Annotated in this window: 16 protein-coding genes and 1 riboswitch; of the genes, 12 read left to right on the plus strand and 4 right to left on the minus strand. The window is 59.4% G+C overall.

Features of this window, described 5'->3' with window-relative positions:
- Window positions 1-45 precede the first annotated feature (45 nt).
- Both VQ071_RS06835 and VQ071_RS06840 read right to left on the minus strand, forming a co-directional pair.
- Window positions 46-963 carry a DUF4097 family beta strand repeat-containing protein gene (locus VQ071_RS06835; protein ID WP_340513148.1) on the minus strand — a complete coding sequence of 306 codons (918 nt, stop codon included), beginning with the start codon at window positions 961-963 and terminating at the stop codon, window positions 46-48.
- Window position 964: 1 nt separating this feature from the next.
- Window positions 965-1,294 (minus strand): HAAS domain-containing protein, encoded by a 330-nt coding sequence (locus tag VQ071_RS06840; RefSeq protein WP_340513149.1) that lies wholly within the window; start codon window positions 1,292-1,294, stop codon window positions 965-967.
- Between the two features lie 342 nt (window positions 1,295-1,636).
- On the opposite strand from VQ071_RS06840, the gene VQ071_RS06845 reads away from it, so the two are divergent.
- The 7 genes from VQ071_RS06845 (at window position 1,637) to VQ071_RS06875 (ending at window position 7,180) form a co-directional block, all read left to right on the plus strand.
- Entirely contained in the window at window positions 1,637-1,876 is a 240-nt protein-coding gene (locus VQ071_RS06845) for a hypothetical protein (RefSeq protein ID WP_340513150.1), read from the plus strand.
- A gap of 264 nt (window positions 1,877-2,140) precedes the next feature.
- On the plus strand, window positions 2,141-3,133 hold the full coding sequence (cyoA, locus tag VQ071_RS06850; RefSeq protein WP_340513151.1) for a ubiquinol oxidase subunit II: 993 nt from the start codon (window positions 2,141-2,143) through the stop codon (window positions 3,131-3,133).
- A gap of 13 nt (window positions 3,134-3,146) precedes the next feature.
- Window positions 3,147-5,105: a cbb3-type cytochrome c oxidase subunit I gene (locus tag VQ071_RS06855; RefSeq protein WP_340513153.1), complete on the plus strand. Its 1,959-nt coding sequence runs from the start codon at window positions 3,147-3,149 to the stop codon at window positions 5,103-5,105.
- Window positions 5,105-5,725: a cytochrome o ubiquinol oxidase subunit III gene (gene cyoC / locus VQ071_RS06860; protein WP_340513154.1), complete on the plus strand. Its 621-nt coding sequence runs from the start codon at window positions 5,105-5,107 to the stop codon at window positions 5,723-5,725. Before VQ071_RS06855 ends, cyoC begins: the two co-directional genes overlap by 1 nt.
- A 1-nt stretch (window position 5,726) precedes the next feature.
- Window positions 5,727-6,068, plus strand: coding sequence for a cytochrome o ubiquinol oxidase subunit IV (gene cyoD / locus VQ071_RS06865; protein WP_340513155.1), 342 nt, complete (start codon window positions 5,727-5,729; stop codon window positions 6,066-6,068).
- Window positions 6,069-6,173: 105 nt separating this feature from the next.
- Window positions 6,174-6,620, plus strand: coding sequence for a MarR family winged helix-turn-helix transcriptional regulator (locus VQ071_RS06870; protein ID WP_340513156.1), 447 nt, complete (start codon window positions 6,174-6,176; stop codon window positions 6,618-6,620).
- A 71-nt stretch (window positions 6,621-6,691) separates the two neighbouring features.
- Window positions 6,692-7,180, plus strand: coding sequence for a DoxX family protein (locus VQ071_RS06875; protein WP_340513157.1), 489 nt, complete (start codon window positions 6,692-6,694; stop codon window positions 7,178-7,180).
- A gap of 101 nt (window positions 7,181-7,281) precedes the next feature.
- Here VQ071_RS06875 and VQ071_RS06880 read toward each other — a convergent pair whose 3' ends face one another.
- A complete protein-coding gene (locus tag VQ071_RS06880) occupies window positions 7,282-8,175 on the minus strand; it encodes a cation diffusion facilitator family transporter (protein ID WP_340513158.1) in 894 nt (297 codons plus the stop codon).
- A gap of 995 nt (window positions 8,176-9,170) precedes the next feature.
- Here VQ071_RS06880 and VQ071_RS06885 point away from each other — a divergent pair.
- The 4 genes from VQ071_RS06885 to VQ071_RS06900 all read left to right on the plus strand — a co-directional run bounded on the left by VQ071_RS06885 (window position 9,171) and on the right by VQ071_RS06900 (window position 14,605).
- On the plus strand, window positions 9,171-10,625 hold the full coding sequence (locus tag VQ071_RS06885) for a circularly permuted type 2 ATP-grasp protein (protein WP_340513460.1): 1,455 nt from the start codon (window positions 9,171-9,173) through the stop codon (window positions 10,623-10,625).
- Window positions 10,626-10,646: 21 nt separating this feature from the next.
- Window positions 10,647-11,600, plus strand: a complete 954-nt coding sequence (locus VQ071_RS06890; RefSeq protein ID WP_340513159.1) for an alpha-E domain-containing protein — start codon at window positions 10,647-10,649, stop codon at window positions 11,598-11,600.
- Window positions 11,597-12,463: a transglutaminase family protein gene (locus VQ071_RS06895; RefSeq protein WP_340513160.1), complete on the plus strand. Its 867-nt coding sequence runs from the start codon at window positions 11,597-11,599 to the stop codon at window positions 12,461-12,463. The genes VQ071_RS06890 and VQ071_RS06895 overlap by 4 nt, the downstream gene beginning before the upstream one ends.
- Window positions 12,464-12,996: 533 nt before the next feature.
- Window positions 12,997-13,096: riboswitch (purine riboswitch) on the plus strand.
- Between the two features lie 51 nt (window positions 13,097-13,147).
- A complete protein-coding gene (locus tag VQ071_RS06900; RefSeq protein WP_340513161.1) occupies window positions 13,148-14,605 on the plus strand; it encodes an NAD(P)/FAD-dependent oxidoreductase in 1,458 nt (485 codons plus the stop codon).
- A 160-nt stretch (window positions 14,606-14,765) separates the two neighbouring features.
- Here VQ071_RS06900 and VQ071_RS06905 read toward each other — a convergent pair whose 3' ends face one another.
- The gene (locus VQ071_RS06905; protein ID WP_340513162.1) at window positions 14,766-15,413 is read right to left on the minus strand and encodes a DsbA family oxidoreductase; all 648 of its coding nucleotides are present in this window, start codon (window positions 15,411-15,413) and stop codon (window positions 14,766-14,768) included.
- Window positions 15,414-15,642: 229 nt separating this feature from the next.
- Here VQ071_RS06905 and VQ071_RS06910 point away from each other — a divergent pair, with 229 nt between their 5' ends.
- A complete protein-coding gene (locus VQ071_RS06910) occupies window positions 15,643-16,068 on the plus strand; it encodes an RrF2 family transcriptional regulator (protein ID WP_340513163.1) in 426 nt (141 codons plus the stop codon).
- Window positions 16,069-16,106: the final 38 nt, after the last annotated feature.

The raw sequence follows: 16,106 nt of genomic DNA on the forward strand, positions 1-16,106 counted from the left end.
ACGACAACGCCGCCTGCATCGTAAAGATGCAAGCGGCGTTGTCGTTTATTCAGCTGTCGCCACCCGGATGCTGCCGCTGTCCGTGCGTACCTTGACCACGTCTTTGGTCTGCCCCGGCGAGTCCGGCGAGTGAATCGAGCCGGAGCCCGATCGCAAGTCGTAGTGGCCGGCAAAGGAGGCTGGCACCTCGACGCGAACGCTGCCGGAGTCCGTCTTGATGTCGACGGAGGACGTATCCTGCTTCTGCAGCCGTACGCTGCCCGAATCCGATTTGATCTCGGCCGCTCCGGCGAGGGCGGCGAGCTTGATCGAGCCGGAGTCCGACGAGACGGTCGCCTCCGCCTTGATGCCGTCGGCCTGAATGCTGCCCGAATCCGTCTTCACGGTCGCTTGCTCGGCCTGAATGCCGCTGAGCTTGACCGAACCGGAATCGGACTTTAGCTCCAGCGTCCCCGCCTGAATGTTCGAGGCTCTCAGCGAGCCGGAGTCGGAGCCGATCTTGACCGTCTGCGCCTTGGGGCCGTCCACGACAACCGAGCCGGAGTCCGACTTCACCGTGACGGCATCCAGCAGGCGCGCATCGCTGAGCGCGACGACGATCGACTGCTTGCGGCTGCCGAAGTTGAAGTTGAAGTTTATATTGAACCATTTGAACTTGGGGTTGAGGTTCAGCTCGAGCTTGCCGCCTTCCAGCTTGACGTCCGACAGCCGGCTGATGACTTCCTTCTCTTCCTTGCCGTCCAGCTTGACGGTGTTCTTGCCGTCCGTGCTCGGCACGAAGCGTATGTCCAGACTCTTGGCATCTCCGACGACGACGAACTCCCGAAGCTCCCCTTCGCCAAATGTCCACGTCTGCGAATGCGCGGCGAGCGGCTCCGCGAATTGAAATTTGTAGTAGGCCGCGCCCCCGAGGCCGATCAAGATGAGGCCGATGGCGATCGTGATCCAGGATATTTTCTTCATATTATATAGACCTTCCTCTCCGAATGCTGTTCGTCCATGTCAGCCCTCGCGCCGTCAGGCGGATACCTGCTCTGAATGCCGCGACCGTGCCGAAGGCGGCCAGCATGCCGATGCCGGTCACTGCCAGGCTGACGTACATCTTGGCAGGATAACTGAAGCCGTTCAGCGCCCAATCCGCGAGCACGGAGAGCGGAGAGGCGATCAGCGCAATATTGACGGCCGCGAGCGCCGACAGCACCGCCCAGAGCGCGATCCACAGCGGGACTGCGACGATCCCGAGCAGCGCAAGACCTGCAACTGCGAGCGCGCCGGCCGATTTGTTCTCGTTCATGCTTATCCCTCATTCCGATGGCGATGTTGTCGCGCATAATTCCTTGTCTGCTATCTCATTATAAATTGGAGCATGCGCCGGAAGAATGGACGCCGGTTGGACTTCGCCTCCGTCCGGAGTCTAGGAAGATTATAGCAGCTGCGGCGCGCTTGACGGTATCTTTCGTTTGGAAGCCGTTTCACAAGGGTAAAACTAGAAAGACGAGCCATACGCTGCTTGACAGTTGAATCGAACAGGTCTGCGCGGGGCAATTGAGATTAGGCAGATTCAGACTATATTTCGTCACAATTTTGTGATAGAATGTTCACATATAGCGTTTCCATCGAAGGGAGTTGTTCTCCAATGAGAAAAGACATGACGATCGCGCTGAAGTGGACGGCAGGAGTTATCATTGCGTTAGGCGTCATTTTCAGCGCATTCAATATGAACGAATTCAACGACGGCAACCTGGGACTGATGATCGGAATCGGATTCCTGGTCGGCGGACTGCAGATTCTGCTGTTCGGCGTCGCTGCGCCTCTCATGATGAAGAAGTCGGATCTTGAGCCGGAATCCCTGGACAAGGTCGAGGATCTCGCTTAACAAGCTGCAACCCGATCGATCGCTTGCAACCAAAGACTGCCTGCGTAGAGAGACATCTCCGCGCCAGGCAGTTTTTTTGTTGCGAATGTTTGAACAAAGGTCGAATTGGTGAACAATTTATTGCTAAATATCAAACAAACATTGACGCATTTGTTAACAGCAGAGCCGGGGCCTTCGGATTTTGATATGTTAATGACATAGCGCGGGATTCTGACGAGAGTGCCGCGGGCCCGGCGCCAAGCCGCAATCAAGGAGTGTGAGCAAATGAAGTACAAAGGGTGGTTTATGCGGGCAGCGGCGTTCCTGCCGCTGGCGCTGATGACGTTCCTGCTGTCGGGCTGTGCCGACGTAGTCGTCCTTAATCCCAAAGGAGAGATCGGCAAGCAGCAGCTTGATCTCATCTACATCACGACGGGGCTATGTCTCATCATTATCGTGCCCGTCCTTATATTGACGTTCTGGATCGCCTGGAAATACCGGGCGAAGAGCAAAAAGAAAGAAGCGTACCAACCGAACTGGGATCACAGTACGAAGCTGGAAACCATCTGGTGGGGGATACCGATCATCATCATCCTGATCATCGCGATCTTCACCGTTCGATACAGCTACAAGCTGGAGCCGTCCAAGGCAATCGCTTCGGAGGCGAAGCCGATCACAATCCAGGTCGTCGCGCTCGACTGGAAGTGGATGTTCCTGTATCCGGAGCAAGGCATCGCTACGGTGAATTACGTACAATTCCCGGAGAAGGTTCCGGTGCAATTCCAGCTGACCGCGGATGCGCCGATGAATTCGTTCTGGATTCCGCAGCTTGGCGGCCAGATCTATACGATGTCCGGCATGGCGATGAAGCTGCATCTGATCGCGGACGAACCGGGCGACTACTTCGGCACGGGCGCGAACTTCAGCGGCGAACACTTCGCCAAGATGACGTTTAATGCCAAGGCGACCTCCCAGGCGGAATTCGACAAGTGGGTGCAGGACGTCAAGCAGTCGTATCCGGCCATGGATCAGAACGGCTACACTGACCTGGCCAAGCCCGCGACTTCGATGGTGCGCTCGTTCTCGTCCTTCCCCGAGGGACTGTTCGACCAGATCGTCAACAAGTACGTCGTGAAGGGCGGGTCCGCGCATCACCACGGGGCCGAATCCGGCAACGCCAAGCAAGAAGACCACGATATGAGCAATATGCAAGATATGGACATGTCCGGCATGGATATGTCCGGAGCGGACGATCACGGCGCCGCGCATCAACATTAAGGAGGGGACCCGATTGAAGATTACCAAGCTATCCGATTTCTTCGTGACTGGGGACCCGCTCATCTACGGCGCGGACGTCGCGATCGGACTGACGTTGGTCGCCATCGTCTTCGCGCTCACGGCGTTCAAGCGCTGGGGCTGGCTGTGGCGCGAATGGCTGACCACCGTCGATCACAAGCGGATCGGCATCATGTATGTCATCGCATCGCTGCTCATGCTGTTCCGCGGGGGCGTCGACGCCCTGCTCATGCGGACGCAGCTGGCGCTGCCGGACACCATGGAGTTCCTGAAGCCCGATCACTATAACGATATTTTCACTACGCACGGCGTCATCATGATTTTGTTTATGGCGATGCCGCTGATGTTCGGTCTGTTCAACCTGACCGTGCCCCTGCAGATCGGCGCGCGCGACGTCGCGTTCCCGCTCCTGAACTCGCTCAGCTTCTGGCTGTTTTTCATGGGCGCGATGCTGTTCAACGTATCGTTCGTTATCGGCGGCTCGCCGGAGGCCGGCTGGCTGGCTTATCCGCCGCTCTCCGAGAAGATGTTCAGTCCGGGCGTCGGACAGGACTTTTATATCTGGGGTATTCAGATCTCCGGTATCGGCTCGCTCATGACCGGCATCAACTTCATCGTGACCATCCTCAAGATGCGCGCGCCCGGCATGAAGCTCATGAAGATGCCGATGTTCACCTGGTCGGTGCTCTCGAGCTGCGTGACGATCATCCTGGCGTTCCCGATTCTGACGGTGACGCTGGCGCTGCTGTTCATCGACCGTTACTTCGGCGCCCACTTCTTCACGCTTGATCTGGGCGGCAATCCGATGATGTATATCAACCTTATCTGGATGTGGGGTCACCCCGAAGTGTATATCGTTGTACTGCCGGCGTTCGGCATATTCTCGGAGATCGTCGCGACCTTCTCCAAGAAACGGCTGTTCGGCTACGGCTCCATGGTGTTCGCGTTGATGAGCATCAGCATCTTCTCGTTCTTCACTTGGGCCCACCACTTCTTCACAATGGGCTCGGGCGCGAACGTCAATGCGTTCTTCGCCGTCACAACGATGATCATCGCGATCCCGACCGGGGTCAAGGTGTTCAACTGGCTGTTCACGATGTACAAGGGGAAAATTACGTTCGAGCTGCCGATGCTCTGGATGATGGCCTTCATTCCCTGCTTCATTGTAGGCGGCTTGACCGGCGTCATGCTGTCCGTCGCGCCGGCCGACTTCCAGTTCCACAACAGCTACTTCCTGATCGCTCACTTCCATCAGGTGCTGATCGGCGGCGTCGTATTCGGTTACTTCGCAGGTCTGTACTACTGGTGGCCGAAGGTGTTCGGCTTCAAGCTTAACGAGAAGCTCGGACGCTGGGCGTTCTGGCTGTGGAACATCGGCTTCTACGTCTGCTTCATGCCGCAGTACGTGCTCGGCCTCATGGGCATGACGCGTCGTGTCAGCACGTATAGCTGGGACACCGGCTGGTGGAGCTGGAACTTCGTCTCCACGATCGGCGGCTTCCTGATGGGGATCGGCTTCCTGTTCCAAGTATGGCAGATCCTGCACAGCATCAAGTTCATGAAGCGCGTCAAGGGCGATCCATGGGGCGGACGCACGCTCGAGTGGTCGATCCCGTCTCCTGCGCCGTTCTACAACTTCGCCATCACGCCAAAGGTCGAGGGCCGGGACGATTGGTGGCGGCGCAAGGAACTGGCCGCGCAGGGCGTCCAGGATCCGCCTCCGCAGTACGAGCCGATTCATATGCCGAAAAATTCCGGCGTGCCGATCGTCATGTCCGTCTTCTGGTTCATCGTCGGCTTCGGCTTCGTATTCGACTGGGTATGGCTCATTGTTCCTGGCGCGATCGGCATCGCGGGTACGATGCTGTATCATTCGTTCAACTATGACACCGATTATTATGTGACGGTCGACGAGATCAGAAGGACCGAAGCCGAAGCAGGGAGGGTTGTCTAATGGCGCAAGTCGCGGCAAAACATAAAGGGCACGACCACGATCACGGCCATGACGGCCATCACGACCTTGAAGCGCTGCGGACGATGGGCTTCTGGATTTTCATCATTACGGACTGTATTATTTTCGGCACGCTGTTCGCCACCTACGCCGTGCTCCACAACAACACGGCGGGCGGCCCCGGCGCCGCGGATCTGTTCGAGATGCCGGGCGTCATCGCGGAGACATTTATCCTGCTGACCAGCAGCTTCACCAGCGGTCTGGCCGTCCTGTCGATGAATCGCGGGGACAAGAGGGGTCTGATCAACTGGTTGATCGTTACCGCCGTGCTGGGCGCTTCCTTTATCACGCTCGAAGTGACCGAGTTTCTGAAGATGATCGACGAAGGCGCCAAAATTTCCACCAGTGCGTTTTTGTCCGCCTTCTATACGCTGGTCGGTACGCACGGTATTCACGTCACGATCGGTCTGATCTGGATGATCGCGCTCATGTTCCAGGTTGCGAAGCGCGGCATCACGCCGGTGACCAAGCGCAAGATCGGCAATATCAGCCTTTACTGGCACTTTCTCGACGTCGTATGGATCTTCGTCTTCACGATCGTGTACATGATGGGGGTGAGGTAAGATGGCGCAGCATCATGACACGCATGCCGCACACGGCGGAGATTCGCATGAGTCGCACGGCTCGTTGAAGTCCTACGTCATCGGGTTCGTCCTGTCGCTCGTGCTGACGGCGATCCCGCTGATCCTCGTGCTGAACGACATCGTGACCGGCAATGCCGCCGACGTCGTCCTGCTCGTGACGGCCGTCCTGCAATTCGTCGTGCAGCTGTTCTTCTTCATGCACCTCAAGGAAGAGAAGAAGCCGCGCTACAACCTGATGACGCTGATCCTCGGTCTCGTCATCGTCGTGACGATCGTCGCAGGCTCGATCTGGATTATGGAATACAATATGGTATCGCACTGATCCCGGCCGGGACAGTGCCAAGCCGGCGATCCCTATTGCGGATCGTCGGTTTTTTTAGGTTTGACAAAAGAGTTTAGGTACTATACACTCATGCGTATGACGAACATGGATGAATTATCGAGCGAACGAATCGGCGATGCGCTGCTGGACGTGTTCAAGGCGTTCGCCAGACAGGATCGGAAAAACAGGGAGTACGGGATCGACGAGCCGTTGTACCATTCCGAAGTGTACACGCTAAGCGAGATCAGGGAGCATGAGGGCATACATATTACGGCGCTCGCCGAACGCTGCGGCGTCACCAAGGGCGCCATCTCCCAAGTGCTCAAGAAGCTCGATCAAAAAGGTCTGGTCGTCAAGGAAAAGGATGCCCGCAATCAATCCAGAATCATGCTGAAGCTGTCTCCCAAGGGCGAACAGGCATATCTTCGCCATCTGGAGCATCAGGATCGCTTCAAGTCTGTCGTCGCCGCATCCATAGGGGATATGCCTGACGAGGCTGTGTTGTATATCAATAGGTTTCTGGCGGAGCTCGGGAGCAAGCTGGCCGACTGAGAGCTCCCCTTTTTTTGAGCAATGTGTTTAGTAGCTATACACATGGTGTTTACATAAAGGAGGACTTATGGATGGAACCTTTAATCGCTTTGATTGTCGTCACGCTCTTAACTTTCGCAGCAGGGGCTGCGGGTATCTCGCGCCTGCGGTCGTGGCCGGTCGCCTTGCGGGGAGGGCTTGCTGCGATGTTCATGTTGACGGGGGCGGTGCATTTCTTCTACATGCGGACGGACATCGTGCAGATGGTTCCGCCGGCTCTGCCGTATCCGGACTTGATCGTGACGCTCACCGGCGTATTGGAATTGGCCGGAGCGATCGGGCTGCTCTGGCGGCCGGTCGTGCTGTGGGCGTCAGGCGGGCTGTCGCTGCTGCTGATCGTCATGTTCCCCGCGAATCTGTATGTCGCGCTCAACGGCCTGGCGACGCATCCGGAGGATGAGCTGATTCCGCGTACGCTCATGCAGCTGCTGTTCCTGGCGGCGAGCTTGTCCGTGTGGATGCACTACCTAAGGCGCCGGTCTTCGGGCGCGGATGACGGGCTCTCGGCGCGGGCCAACTGACTCGCGGCGGAGCGCCATGGCGTGTCGGGATGGGGCATCAAAAACCGCCCGCACGGCCTTGCGGGCCGAAGCGGGCGGTCGGGTGAAGCGGTGTCGCGGGTTTATTCGCCTTCGTTCCAAGGATTCATATGTACGAGCACCTCGACGACGTCGGGGTCGCTCTCCATAATGCGGCGCTTGAGCTCGCGCCCGATGTCGTGGCCCTGCTGGATCGTATAGTGGCTCGGGATGCCGACGCGCACGTCGACGATGATGTAGTGGCCGTGCTCGCGCGCGCGGACCCGGTCGATGCGCCGGATCTCGGGCTCGCCGGAGATGAGCTTCTCGTACTGGGCGAGCTTGCTCGGCGCGACATTGCGCTCCATGAGGATGTCGATGGCATCCGTCCCCATCGCATAAGCGAGCTTCAGCACGAGCAGCGATACGACAATGCCCGCCACGGGATCGCCGTACGCGGCCCAAGGCCAGTCGAGGCGCTCGCCGATATAGGCGAGTCCGATGCCGATGACGGCGGCGAGCGAGGCATACACGTCGGCGAGATGATCGTAGGCGGTTGCGAGCACGCTCTTGCTGTTGACGGCGCGGCCGATCCGGATCGTATAGATGTACAGCGCCTGCTTCCAGATCAGCGACACGACGGCGGCGGCCAGCGGCAGCAGGCTCTCGCTCTCGGGCGGCTCCCTGAGCGTCAGGACCGCATGATAGCCGATCCACAGCGCGGCGATCGCCAGGATGATGGCGACGAGAGCCGACGCGACGACCTCGGCTTTGCCGTGGCCGTACGGGTGATCCTCGTCGGCAGGCTTCTTCGATACCATGGAGGAAGTCAGCGCCGCGACGGTCGCGATGATGTCGCCTGCATTGTGGATGCCGTCCGCCACGAGTACGGGGCTCGCGAAAAGCAGGCCGACGACGATCTTGATGATCGTGAGTGCGATATTGCTGACAAGGCTGATCCAGATGGACAGCAGCCCTGCGTTTGCTTTAGAGGTCAACGGCGGTGGCTCCTTTATGCCGGACTTGGTTCACATGCGATATTTTAACATAGCGCGGAGCGGGATTCCTAATGGGGAGGGGCGGTGGTGTGAACCGCTTGTGCGTTCAGCTTGCAGTCGCGGTGCTCCGCTGCAACGGTGCACTTCGCCGCCTTCGCGCTCGTTTGTTCCTACCTGAGACTAATTGGCTCGCATTTCGCCGTCTTCGCGCCCGTTTGTTCCTACCTGAGACTAATTGGCTCGCACCTCGCCGTCTTCGCGCTCGTTTGTTCCTACCTGAGATTAATTGGCTCGCACTTCGCCGTCTTCGCGCCCGTTTGTTCCTACCCGAGACTAATTGGCTCGCACTTCGCCGCCTTCGCGCTCATTTGTTCCTACCTGAGACTAATTGGCTCGCACTCCGCCGTCTTCGCGCTCATTTGTTCCTACCTGAGACTAATTGGCTCGCACTCCGCCGTCTTCGCGCTCGTTTGTTCCTACCTGAGACTAATTGGCTCGCATTTCGCCGTCTTCGCGCCCGTTTGTTCCTACCCGAAACTAATTGGCTCGCACTTCGCCGCCTTCGCGCTCATTTGTTCCTACCTGAGACTAATTGGCTCGCACTCCGCCGTCTTCGCGCTCGTTTCTCGCTTGCAGCCACCTTCCTCATGCGGCTTGACCGTTGTCGTCGTCCGGCTGGTACTGTTGTCCCCGTAGTAACTCCGGAATAAACCGCCCCATTCCAATCCGCCGAACCCGAACATGTCCCATCCCGCTATCGAACGGTTCATTATGCGATGGCCATACTTTTTCTATCGCGTGATGTAATATGTGGGTTATATAATTCATAAATTTTAATCACTAATGTCATAAATATTGACACAATCATGAACGGCGAATATGATCTATTTAAAAGAAAATATATCGAACCCCAACAATAATCGATCGCCGGATCCCCACCGAAGGGAGGAATGGCTCTTCTCCCCTGCGATGCGGTGCGGAGAGGGGCCGCTATGATGGAATTATGGAACGCGATTACCTCGCTGTCTCCTCCTGCCTCCAAGTTTTACGACGAGATGTTCGAGGGGACGCAGGTCAGGACGCATTATGAGAAAGTCCAGGCGATACTCGCCCGCCTCAGCATCGAGGAGCGCGCGACGAGACAGCGGCAGATGAACAGGCGGCTGATGGAAGAGGGGATCACCTTCACCCTGTCGCAACCCGGTCAGACGGAAGCGCTCGAGCGCACGATCCCGTTCGACCTTGTACCCCGCATCATTCCAGGCGCCGAGTGGGAGACGATTGAGCGCGGTGTCTCGCAGCGTGTGCGCGCCTTGAACGCTTTTCTCCAGGATGTGTATCACGAGCAGCATATTTTCCAGGACGGACTCATTCCCCGGCGAATGGTGCTCGGCAACCGCTACTTCAGAGGCGAGATGATGCGTCTGTCCGTGCCGGGCGGCGCCTACGTGACGGCTTCCGGCATTGATCTGATCCGCGACGAGAAGGGCGGCTACTTCGTGCTGGAGGACAATTTGCGTTCTCCATCGGGTTTCTCGTATATCTTCAAGAGCCGATCGATCATGACGCACGATTTCCCGGAGATGTACTTCTCGCATGCCATCCGCGGCATCGACCGCACGCTTGACGCCTTCCGCTCCTCCCTGCGCGGCATGGCCCGGACGGGCAAGAGCGACCCGCTCATCGCGCTGCTGACGCCTGGCAGCTTTAACTCGGCGTACTTCGAGCATGCATTTCTCGCGCAGCAGATGGGCATCGAGCTGGTAGAGGGGCGCGATCTCGTCTGCGAGGACCACAAGATTTACATGCGCGGCTCCCGCGGCAAACGCAAAATCGATGTGCTGTACAGGCGGATCGACGACGACTTCCTCGACCCGCTCGCGTTCCGGCCGGATTCGATGCTCGGCGTGGCGGGGCTCATGAACGCTTACCGCTTCGGCAATATCGCGATCGCCAACGCGCCCGGCACGGGGGTTGCCGACGACAAGGCGATCTACACCTTCGTACCGGACATGATCCGCTACTATCTCAACGAGACGCCGATCCTTTCCAACGTGCCTACTTATCTGATGAGCCGTCCGGAGGAAAGGGAGTACGTGCTGCAGCGGCTGGACGAGATGGTCGTCAAAGAGACTTCGCTCTCGGGCGGCTACGGGATGCTGATCGGTCCTTCGTCGACCGAGCGCGAGCGTGCGGCCTTCGCGCAGAAGATCGCTGCCGATCCGGATAACTACATCGCGCAGCCGACGATCAAGCTGTCCACGGCGCCCGTCTGCCAGGACGGCCGGCTCGTCTCCCGGCATATCGACCTTCGCGTATTCGCGCTCATGAACGGCAAGCAGGTGCATGTGCTGCCCGGCGGACTGACACGCGTCGCCATGAAGGAAGGTTCGCTGGTCGTCAATTCGTCCCAAGGGGGCGGCTGCAAGGATACGTGGGTATTAGCCTGATCGTGACGAGGAGGGAACGCTATGCTGGACCGCATCGCTGAATCGTTGTTCTGGATTGGACGCTATACGGAGAGGGCGGAGAACCACGCGCGGCTCATCGACGTGTACTATCATCTTCGGGAGGATGAGCAGGGACCCGACGGACAGGTGTGGCGCCGCATCGTCGGCGCGATCGGCGATCTGGCCGCGTACGAGGCGAAGTATGCCGAGTACGGCGAGCGCGACGTCATCCATTTTCTGACGCTGGATGCGACGCAAGCCAACTCGCTCGTCGTCTGCGTCGGCCAGGCGCGGGACAATCTGAGGAAGATCCGCGACCGGCTCCCGTCCGAGCTGTGGAATTTGTTGAACGGCTTTTATCTGTGGCTGAAGGGCTGCGATACCGCCGAAGTGCTGGGAGATTCGCCTCATCAATTTTACCGGCGCATCAAGGAGGGGCTCGCGGCATTCCAAGGCACGGCTGTATCGATCGCGCTGCGCGACGATGCGTACGCCATGATGGAGAGCGGCCGGTATCTCGAGCGATCGGAAAATATCGTGCGGCTCCTCCAGTCCGTGCTGCGCCATACCGCAGAGACGGGGAATACCTCCTACGCCTACCTGATGGCCGTGCTCAAGTCGGTGGGCGGCTACGAGGCGTTTCGCAGGCTCGGCATCGAGGAGCTCAGCACGGAGGAGGTGGCGTCGTTCCTGCTGGCGCAGGAGCAGTTCCCCCGGTCCGTCCACTATGCGCTCGCCGGCTTCTCGGACTATCTCAAGACGCTGCGGTCCGGCGCGATCCGCTCGGGCTCGGGTATCGACCGGATCGTCCGGATTGTCGACAAGGCCCGCTCCGAGCTGAGCTGGCTGGAGCGCTCCGATATGAACGCGCAAGCGCTGGATGCCGTGCTGCTGCAGCTGCTCGTCACGAACCGGCAGCTCGGGGAGTCCATGGCGAAGGTGTTTTTTTCCCCCGGACGGGAGGTCACGGCATGAAGCTGGATATTACCCATGTCACGACCTACCGGTACGGCGCGCCGGTGACGGACAGTGTCAATGAGCTGCGCCTCGCGCCGCGGACCGACGAGCGCCAGGCGTGCTATCAGCACCGGCTCATCATCGAACCTAACGCTTCTTTGATGTCTTACGAGGATTATTTCGGCAATCGCGTGCATGCCTTTACGGCCAACCATCCGCACAGCGAGCTCGTCATCACCTCCCAGTCGACGGTCGTCACCCGCGATTCGGAGATGAAGCGCCAGCCGGAGACCGAGCCCGCCGAAGCATGGGCCCGCCTGCGCAGCGAGCCGTTCCGCGACGCCAACGCGGAGTATCTGCTGCCGACGCCGTTCGCGACCTTCCATCCGGTCGTCGCCGGGTACGCGGAGGGTGCGGACTGGGGCGCCGGGCAGCGCGGCGTATTCGACTTCGTCCAGCGCGCGTCCGGCCGCATCTTCGACGACTTCGAATACAAGCCGCTGTCGACGGCGGTCCACACGACGGCCGACGAGATGATCGGCATCGGTGCGGGCGTGTGCCAGGACTTCGCGCATCTGCTGCTGGCGATCTGCCGGATGCGGGGCGTGCCTGCCCGGTACGTGAGCGGATATCATTTTGTGGGCGATCTGCAGGGACGCAATGCGGATTTTGAGCAGGCCTCCCATGCCTGGGTCGAGGCGTACGTGCCGGGCATGGGCTGGATCGGGTTCGATCCGACCAACAACGGGCTCGTGGACTGGCGGTACGTCAAGCTGGCGCATGGGCGGGACTACCTGGACATCGTGCCGGTCAAGGGCGTGTACCGGGGCACGGGGGAGCAGACGCTGACGGTGAAAGTGGACGTGCAGTTGGCGGGATAACGGGTTGGAGCGTGTCTGCCGAAGTGGCGGCGAGCGGGGTGACAAGTTGGAGTATGTCCGCCGAATTGGCGGCGAGCGGGGTGACGAGTTGGAGTATGTCCGCCGAAGTGGCGGCGAGCAGGGTGACGAGTTGGAGCGTGTCTGCCGTTATTGGCGCGGCGGGCGTAGGCGGTGGCTGTTCGGGAGTCGCTATCGGCGGCTGGTCGGACGGCCTGTTTTTGTGCACGGCAAGGCGTCGTTCGCCTCTCGTAGTGAAGGCGATGGAGCGGATAGGTGCGCCGGGTTTGATGTGATGCGTGAAGGTCTTAATGTTCGGAATTTGATCGAACAATTGTCTCTCGTCCCACATATCCGATCGACAAGGCAATTTTTAACGTACAATCACACTCCTTTCAATTGACATGTACGTGTAATGCGCGTAAACTGATTTTCGGACGCAGCTCAAGTATGCCCAGGGTCATCGTATGTCGCATGACGAGCTTGGGCGCTGCGAACTGCGGCTTAAACGTTTCTTCAAAACCGCACCGCCATCAGGCATCATCTATACGCACATTCGTATATCTCCGGCGATAAGGGCCGGTGGTCTCTACCGGGAACCGAGAATTCCCGACTACGAAGGAGCGGAGGTTACTCCGTATCTTTTGGCGGTCGGGAATTTTTCATTTTCGGGAGGCAGAACGAGTTATGAACCCTTATGACGTCATCGTCGTCGGCGCTGGTCCGGCGGGCATTTTCGCATGCTACGAGCTTTATCGCAAGGCCCCGCATCTGAAGGTGCTGCTCGTCGACAAAGGCCACGATATCCATCGCCGCCGCTGCCCGATTCTCGAAGAGAAAATTCAGCTCTGCCCACCGCCCGCAGGCAAAAAGGAGTTCGCTGGCTGTCTGCCGGCCTGCTCGATCACGGCGGGCTTCGGCGGCGCGGGCGCATACAGCGACGGCAAGTTCAACATTACGACCGAGTTCGGCGGCTGGCTGACCGATTATCTGCCTGCTTCACAGGTGCTTCAGCTGATTCAATATGTCGACGAGATTAATCTGGCCCACGGTGCCACACCGACAATCACGGATCCGACGACCAACGTCGTTAAAGGGATCGAGCAGCGCGCTTATGCGGCCGGACTCAAGCTGCTTCGGGCGCAAGTCCGTCACTTGGGGACGGAGCAGAACCTGGAGATCATGAAGTCGATCGCCGCTTATCTGTCGGACAAGATCGAGAGGCGGTTTAAGACGGAGGTCGCGGACCTGTTGACTGTGAAAGAAGGCGGAAGTCATCGCATCACGGGCATCGTACTGAAAAGCGGCGAGGAGCTGCAGGCGAACGTCGTCGTTGTGGCACCCGGTCGCGACGGCTCGGCATGGCTGACGGAGGTGCTGAAGAAGCGCCGCATCAAGATGCACAGCAACCAGGTCGATATCGGCGTTCGCGTCGAGACGTCCGATGTCGTGATGCGGGAGATCAACGAGCATCTGTATGAGGGCAAATTCGTATTCAACACGTCGGTGGGCACACGCGTCCGCACGTTTTGCAGCAATCCCTCGGGGCATGTCGTCGTGGAAAATCACAGCGGTGTCATGGCCGCTAACGGGCATGCATTCAAGGACCCGGCGCTCGGCTCGTCCAACACGAACTTCGCGCTGCTCGTATCGCACAAGTTCACGGAGCCGTTCGACAAGCCCAACGAATACGCGCGGGAAATCTGCGAGCGCGCGAACGATCTGTCGGGCGGCGGTGTCGTCGTGCAGAAGTATGGCGATATACTGCGGGGCCGGCGATCTACGGCGGCGCGCATCAAGGAAGGGTTCCTCGAGCCCACGCTCAAGGAAGCCGTACCCGGCGACCTGGGCCTCGTGCTGCCGTACAACACGATGAAGAGTCTGATCGAGATGGTCGAGGCACTGGATAAAGTGACGCCGGGGCTCGCATCCGAGCACACGCTGTTTTACGGCGTCGAGGCGAAGTTTTATTCTGCTCGGCCTCAGCTGACGGATCGGCTGGAGACGGAGATCGCGGGATTGTATTGCGGCGGCGACGGCGCGGGCATCACGCGCGGCCTCGCGCAAGCCGGTGCGGCGGGCGTATGGATGGCGCGGGCAATCGCAGAGCGTCTGAGCGGGGAGCGGCCGGCGGCCGAAGTGTGAGCGTAGATCAGCAGTTGGCGTAAAGGCGGCCGCCGCCCCGTCTGCGGCCACGGACACGAGGCTCCGCCCGGGCGCAAGAAGACGCGCCTGAGCGGAGCCGCATGCCGGCGTCCGGCCTCGCAGCCGGGCCGATGGAGCCTGTCCCGAGCGAATGAAGTGCCTACTCCCCCGTACGATCCTGCTCCGCAATTTTTCCGAATGCCTTCACGAACTCGGCGGCCGGGTACGCGCCCGACAGACCGTACTTGTTGTTCAGCACGAAAAAGGGGACGCCGGTGATGCCCATGGCCGAGGCGTGATCGAGATCCGCCTGAACCTCCTCCGCGCCGCTGCCGTCTTCGAGAGCGGTCTCCAGCTGATGCGTATTGCAGCCCAGGTCGGTGGCGATCTCCAGCAGCACCTCGCGCCGCGCGATATCCCTGCCGTACTCGAAGTACGCCATCATGACCGCGTCGATCCATGCCTCCCGTCTCTCCTCGGGGAGGATCGCGGTCAGCCGGTGCGCCAGCACCGTGCTCGGCATCCGCGTCACCCTGTCGAAGCGGAACGTGACGCCGACGGCGGCTCCCGCCTCTGTCACATGCTGCAGCATCTCCTCGATGCGATGCTCTCCTCCCATCTTGTGCGCCATGGAGGCGCGGAACGGCAGACCTTCGACCGGCACCGAGGGGTCGAGCAGATAAGCGTGATAGCTGACCGTTACTTCTTCGCCGGATTCGTGAGACCATTGTTCGATGGCGTCCATTACGTTTTTCTTGCCGATTCTGCACCAAGGGCAGACCATGTCGGAATAAATATCGATATGCATGAGCTCAGGCTCCTCGTCTGTCGGAGAATAGTTGCGACGGTCCAAGCGGACTTCAGCCGCCAGGCCGCCACCTTGAGTATGCCAGAACGGACGGCCCCGATCAATCGCGCCGCAGGGAATAGGGCGAGCTCGCAGGCGGCATCCTAAGCGATGCCCCGGCGTATCCTCTTGACAACGACAACTGTAACTGTTAATATTACAGTAACCCGCCGAGGAAGGGGGCGCAGCATTGAACAGCGAATTTATAATTGCCGTGCACAGTCTCGTCCTGCTCGCGCACAAGCCCGACGGCATGGCATCCAGCGAAGAGATCGCGGCCAATGTCTGCACGCATCCGGCGCGCGTGCGCAAGGTTCTGGGCTTCCTGCGGAAGAACGGGTACGTAACGACGCGCGAGGGCTCGGGCGGAGGCTACAGGCTGTGCCAGGATCCGAGCGATATGACGCTGGCCGATATTTACCGGACGATGGCTGCCGGCGCGGTCACGCCGAATTGGTGCAGCGGCAATCCGGAGATGGACTGCATGGTAGGCTCGAATATGCAGGAAGTGATGAACTCCGTATTTTGCGGGGCCGAGCGGCAGCTCGAGCAGTACTTCCAGGGTATCACGATCGGTCAGATGCTGTCCCGGATCAAGGCGTGTCAGAAGACGTAGCCGGGGGTAAAGTGTGTCGTGGCGTCCGCGCGGACAAC

Origin of the sequence: Cohnella sp. 56, from assembly GCF_037963805.1 — a bacterium.
Lineage (GTDB): Bacteria > Bacillota > Bacilli > Paenibacillales > Paenibacillaceae > Cohnella.

Coding starts and splice junctions, on each gene's coding strand:
- VQ071_RS06835 (WP_340513148.1), bottom strand. CDS start 963: ATGAAGAAAATATCCTGGATCACGATCGCCATCGGCCTCATCTTGATC.
- VQ071_RS06840 (WP_340513149.1), bottom strand. CDS start 1,294: ATGAACGAGAACAAATCGGCCGGCGCGCTCGCAGTTGCAGGTCTTGCG.
- VQ071_RS06845 (WP_340513150.1), top strand. CDS start 1,637: ATGAGAAAAGACATGACGATCGCGCTGAAGTGGACGGCAGGAGTTATC.
- cyoA (WP_340513151.1), top strand. CDS start 2,141: ATGAAGTACAAAGGGTGGTTTATGCGGGCAGCGGCGTTCCTGCCGCTG.
- cyoC (WP_340513154.1), top strand. CDS start 5,105: ATGGCGCAAGTCGCGGCAAAACATAAAGGGCACGACCACGATCACGGC.
- cyoD (WP_340513155.1), top strand. CDS start 5,727: ATGGCGCAGCATCATGACACGCATGCCGCACACGGCGGAGATTCGCAT.
- VQ071_RS06870 (WP_340513156.1), top strand. CDS start 6,174: ATGGATGAATTATCGAGCGAACGAATCGGCGATGCGCTGCTGGACGTG.
- VQ071_RS06875 (WP_340513157.1), top strand. CDS start 6,692: ATGGAACCTTTAATCGCTTTGATTGTCGTCACGCTCTTAACTTTCGCA.
- VQ071_RS06885 (WP_340513460.1), top strand. CDS start 9,171: ATGGAATTATGGAACGCGATTACCTCGCTGTCTCCTCCTGCCTCCAAG.
- VQ071_RS06890 (WP_340513159.1), top strand. CDS start 10,647: ATGCTGGACCGCATCGCTGAATCGTTGTTCTGGATTGGACGCTATACG.
- VQ071_RS06895 (WP_340513160.1), top strand. CDS start 11,597: ATGAAGCTGGATATTACCCATGTCACGACCTACCGGTACGGCGCGCCG.
- VQ071_RS06900 (WP_340513161.1), top strand. CDS start 13,148: ATGAACCCTTATGACGTCATCGTCGTCGGCGCTGGTCCGGCGGGCATT.
- VQ071_RS06905 (WP_340513162.1), bottom strand. CDS start 15,413: ATGCATATCGATATTTATTCCGACATGGTCTGCCCTTGGTGCAGAATC.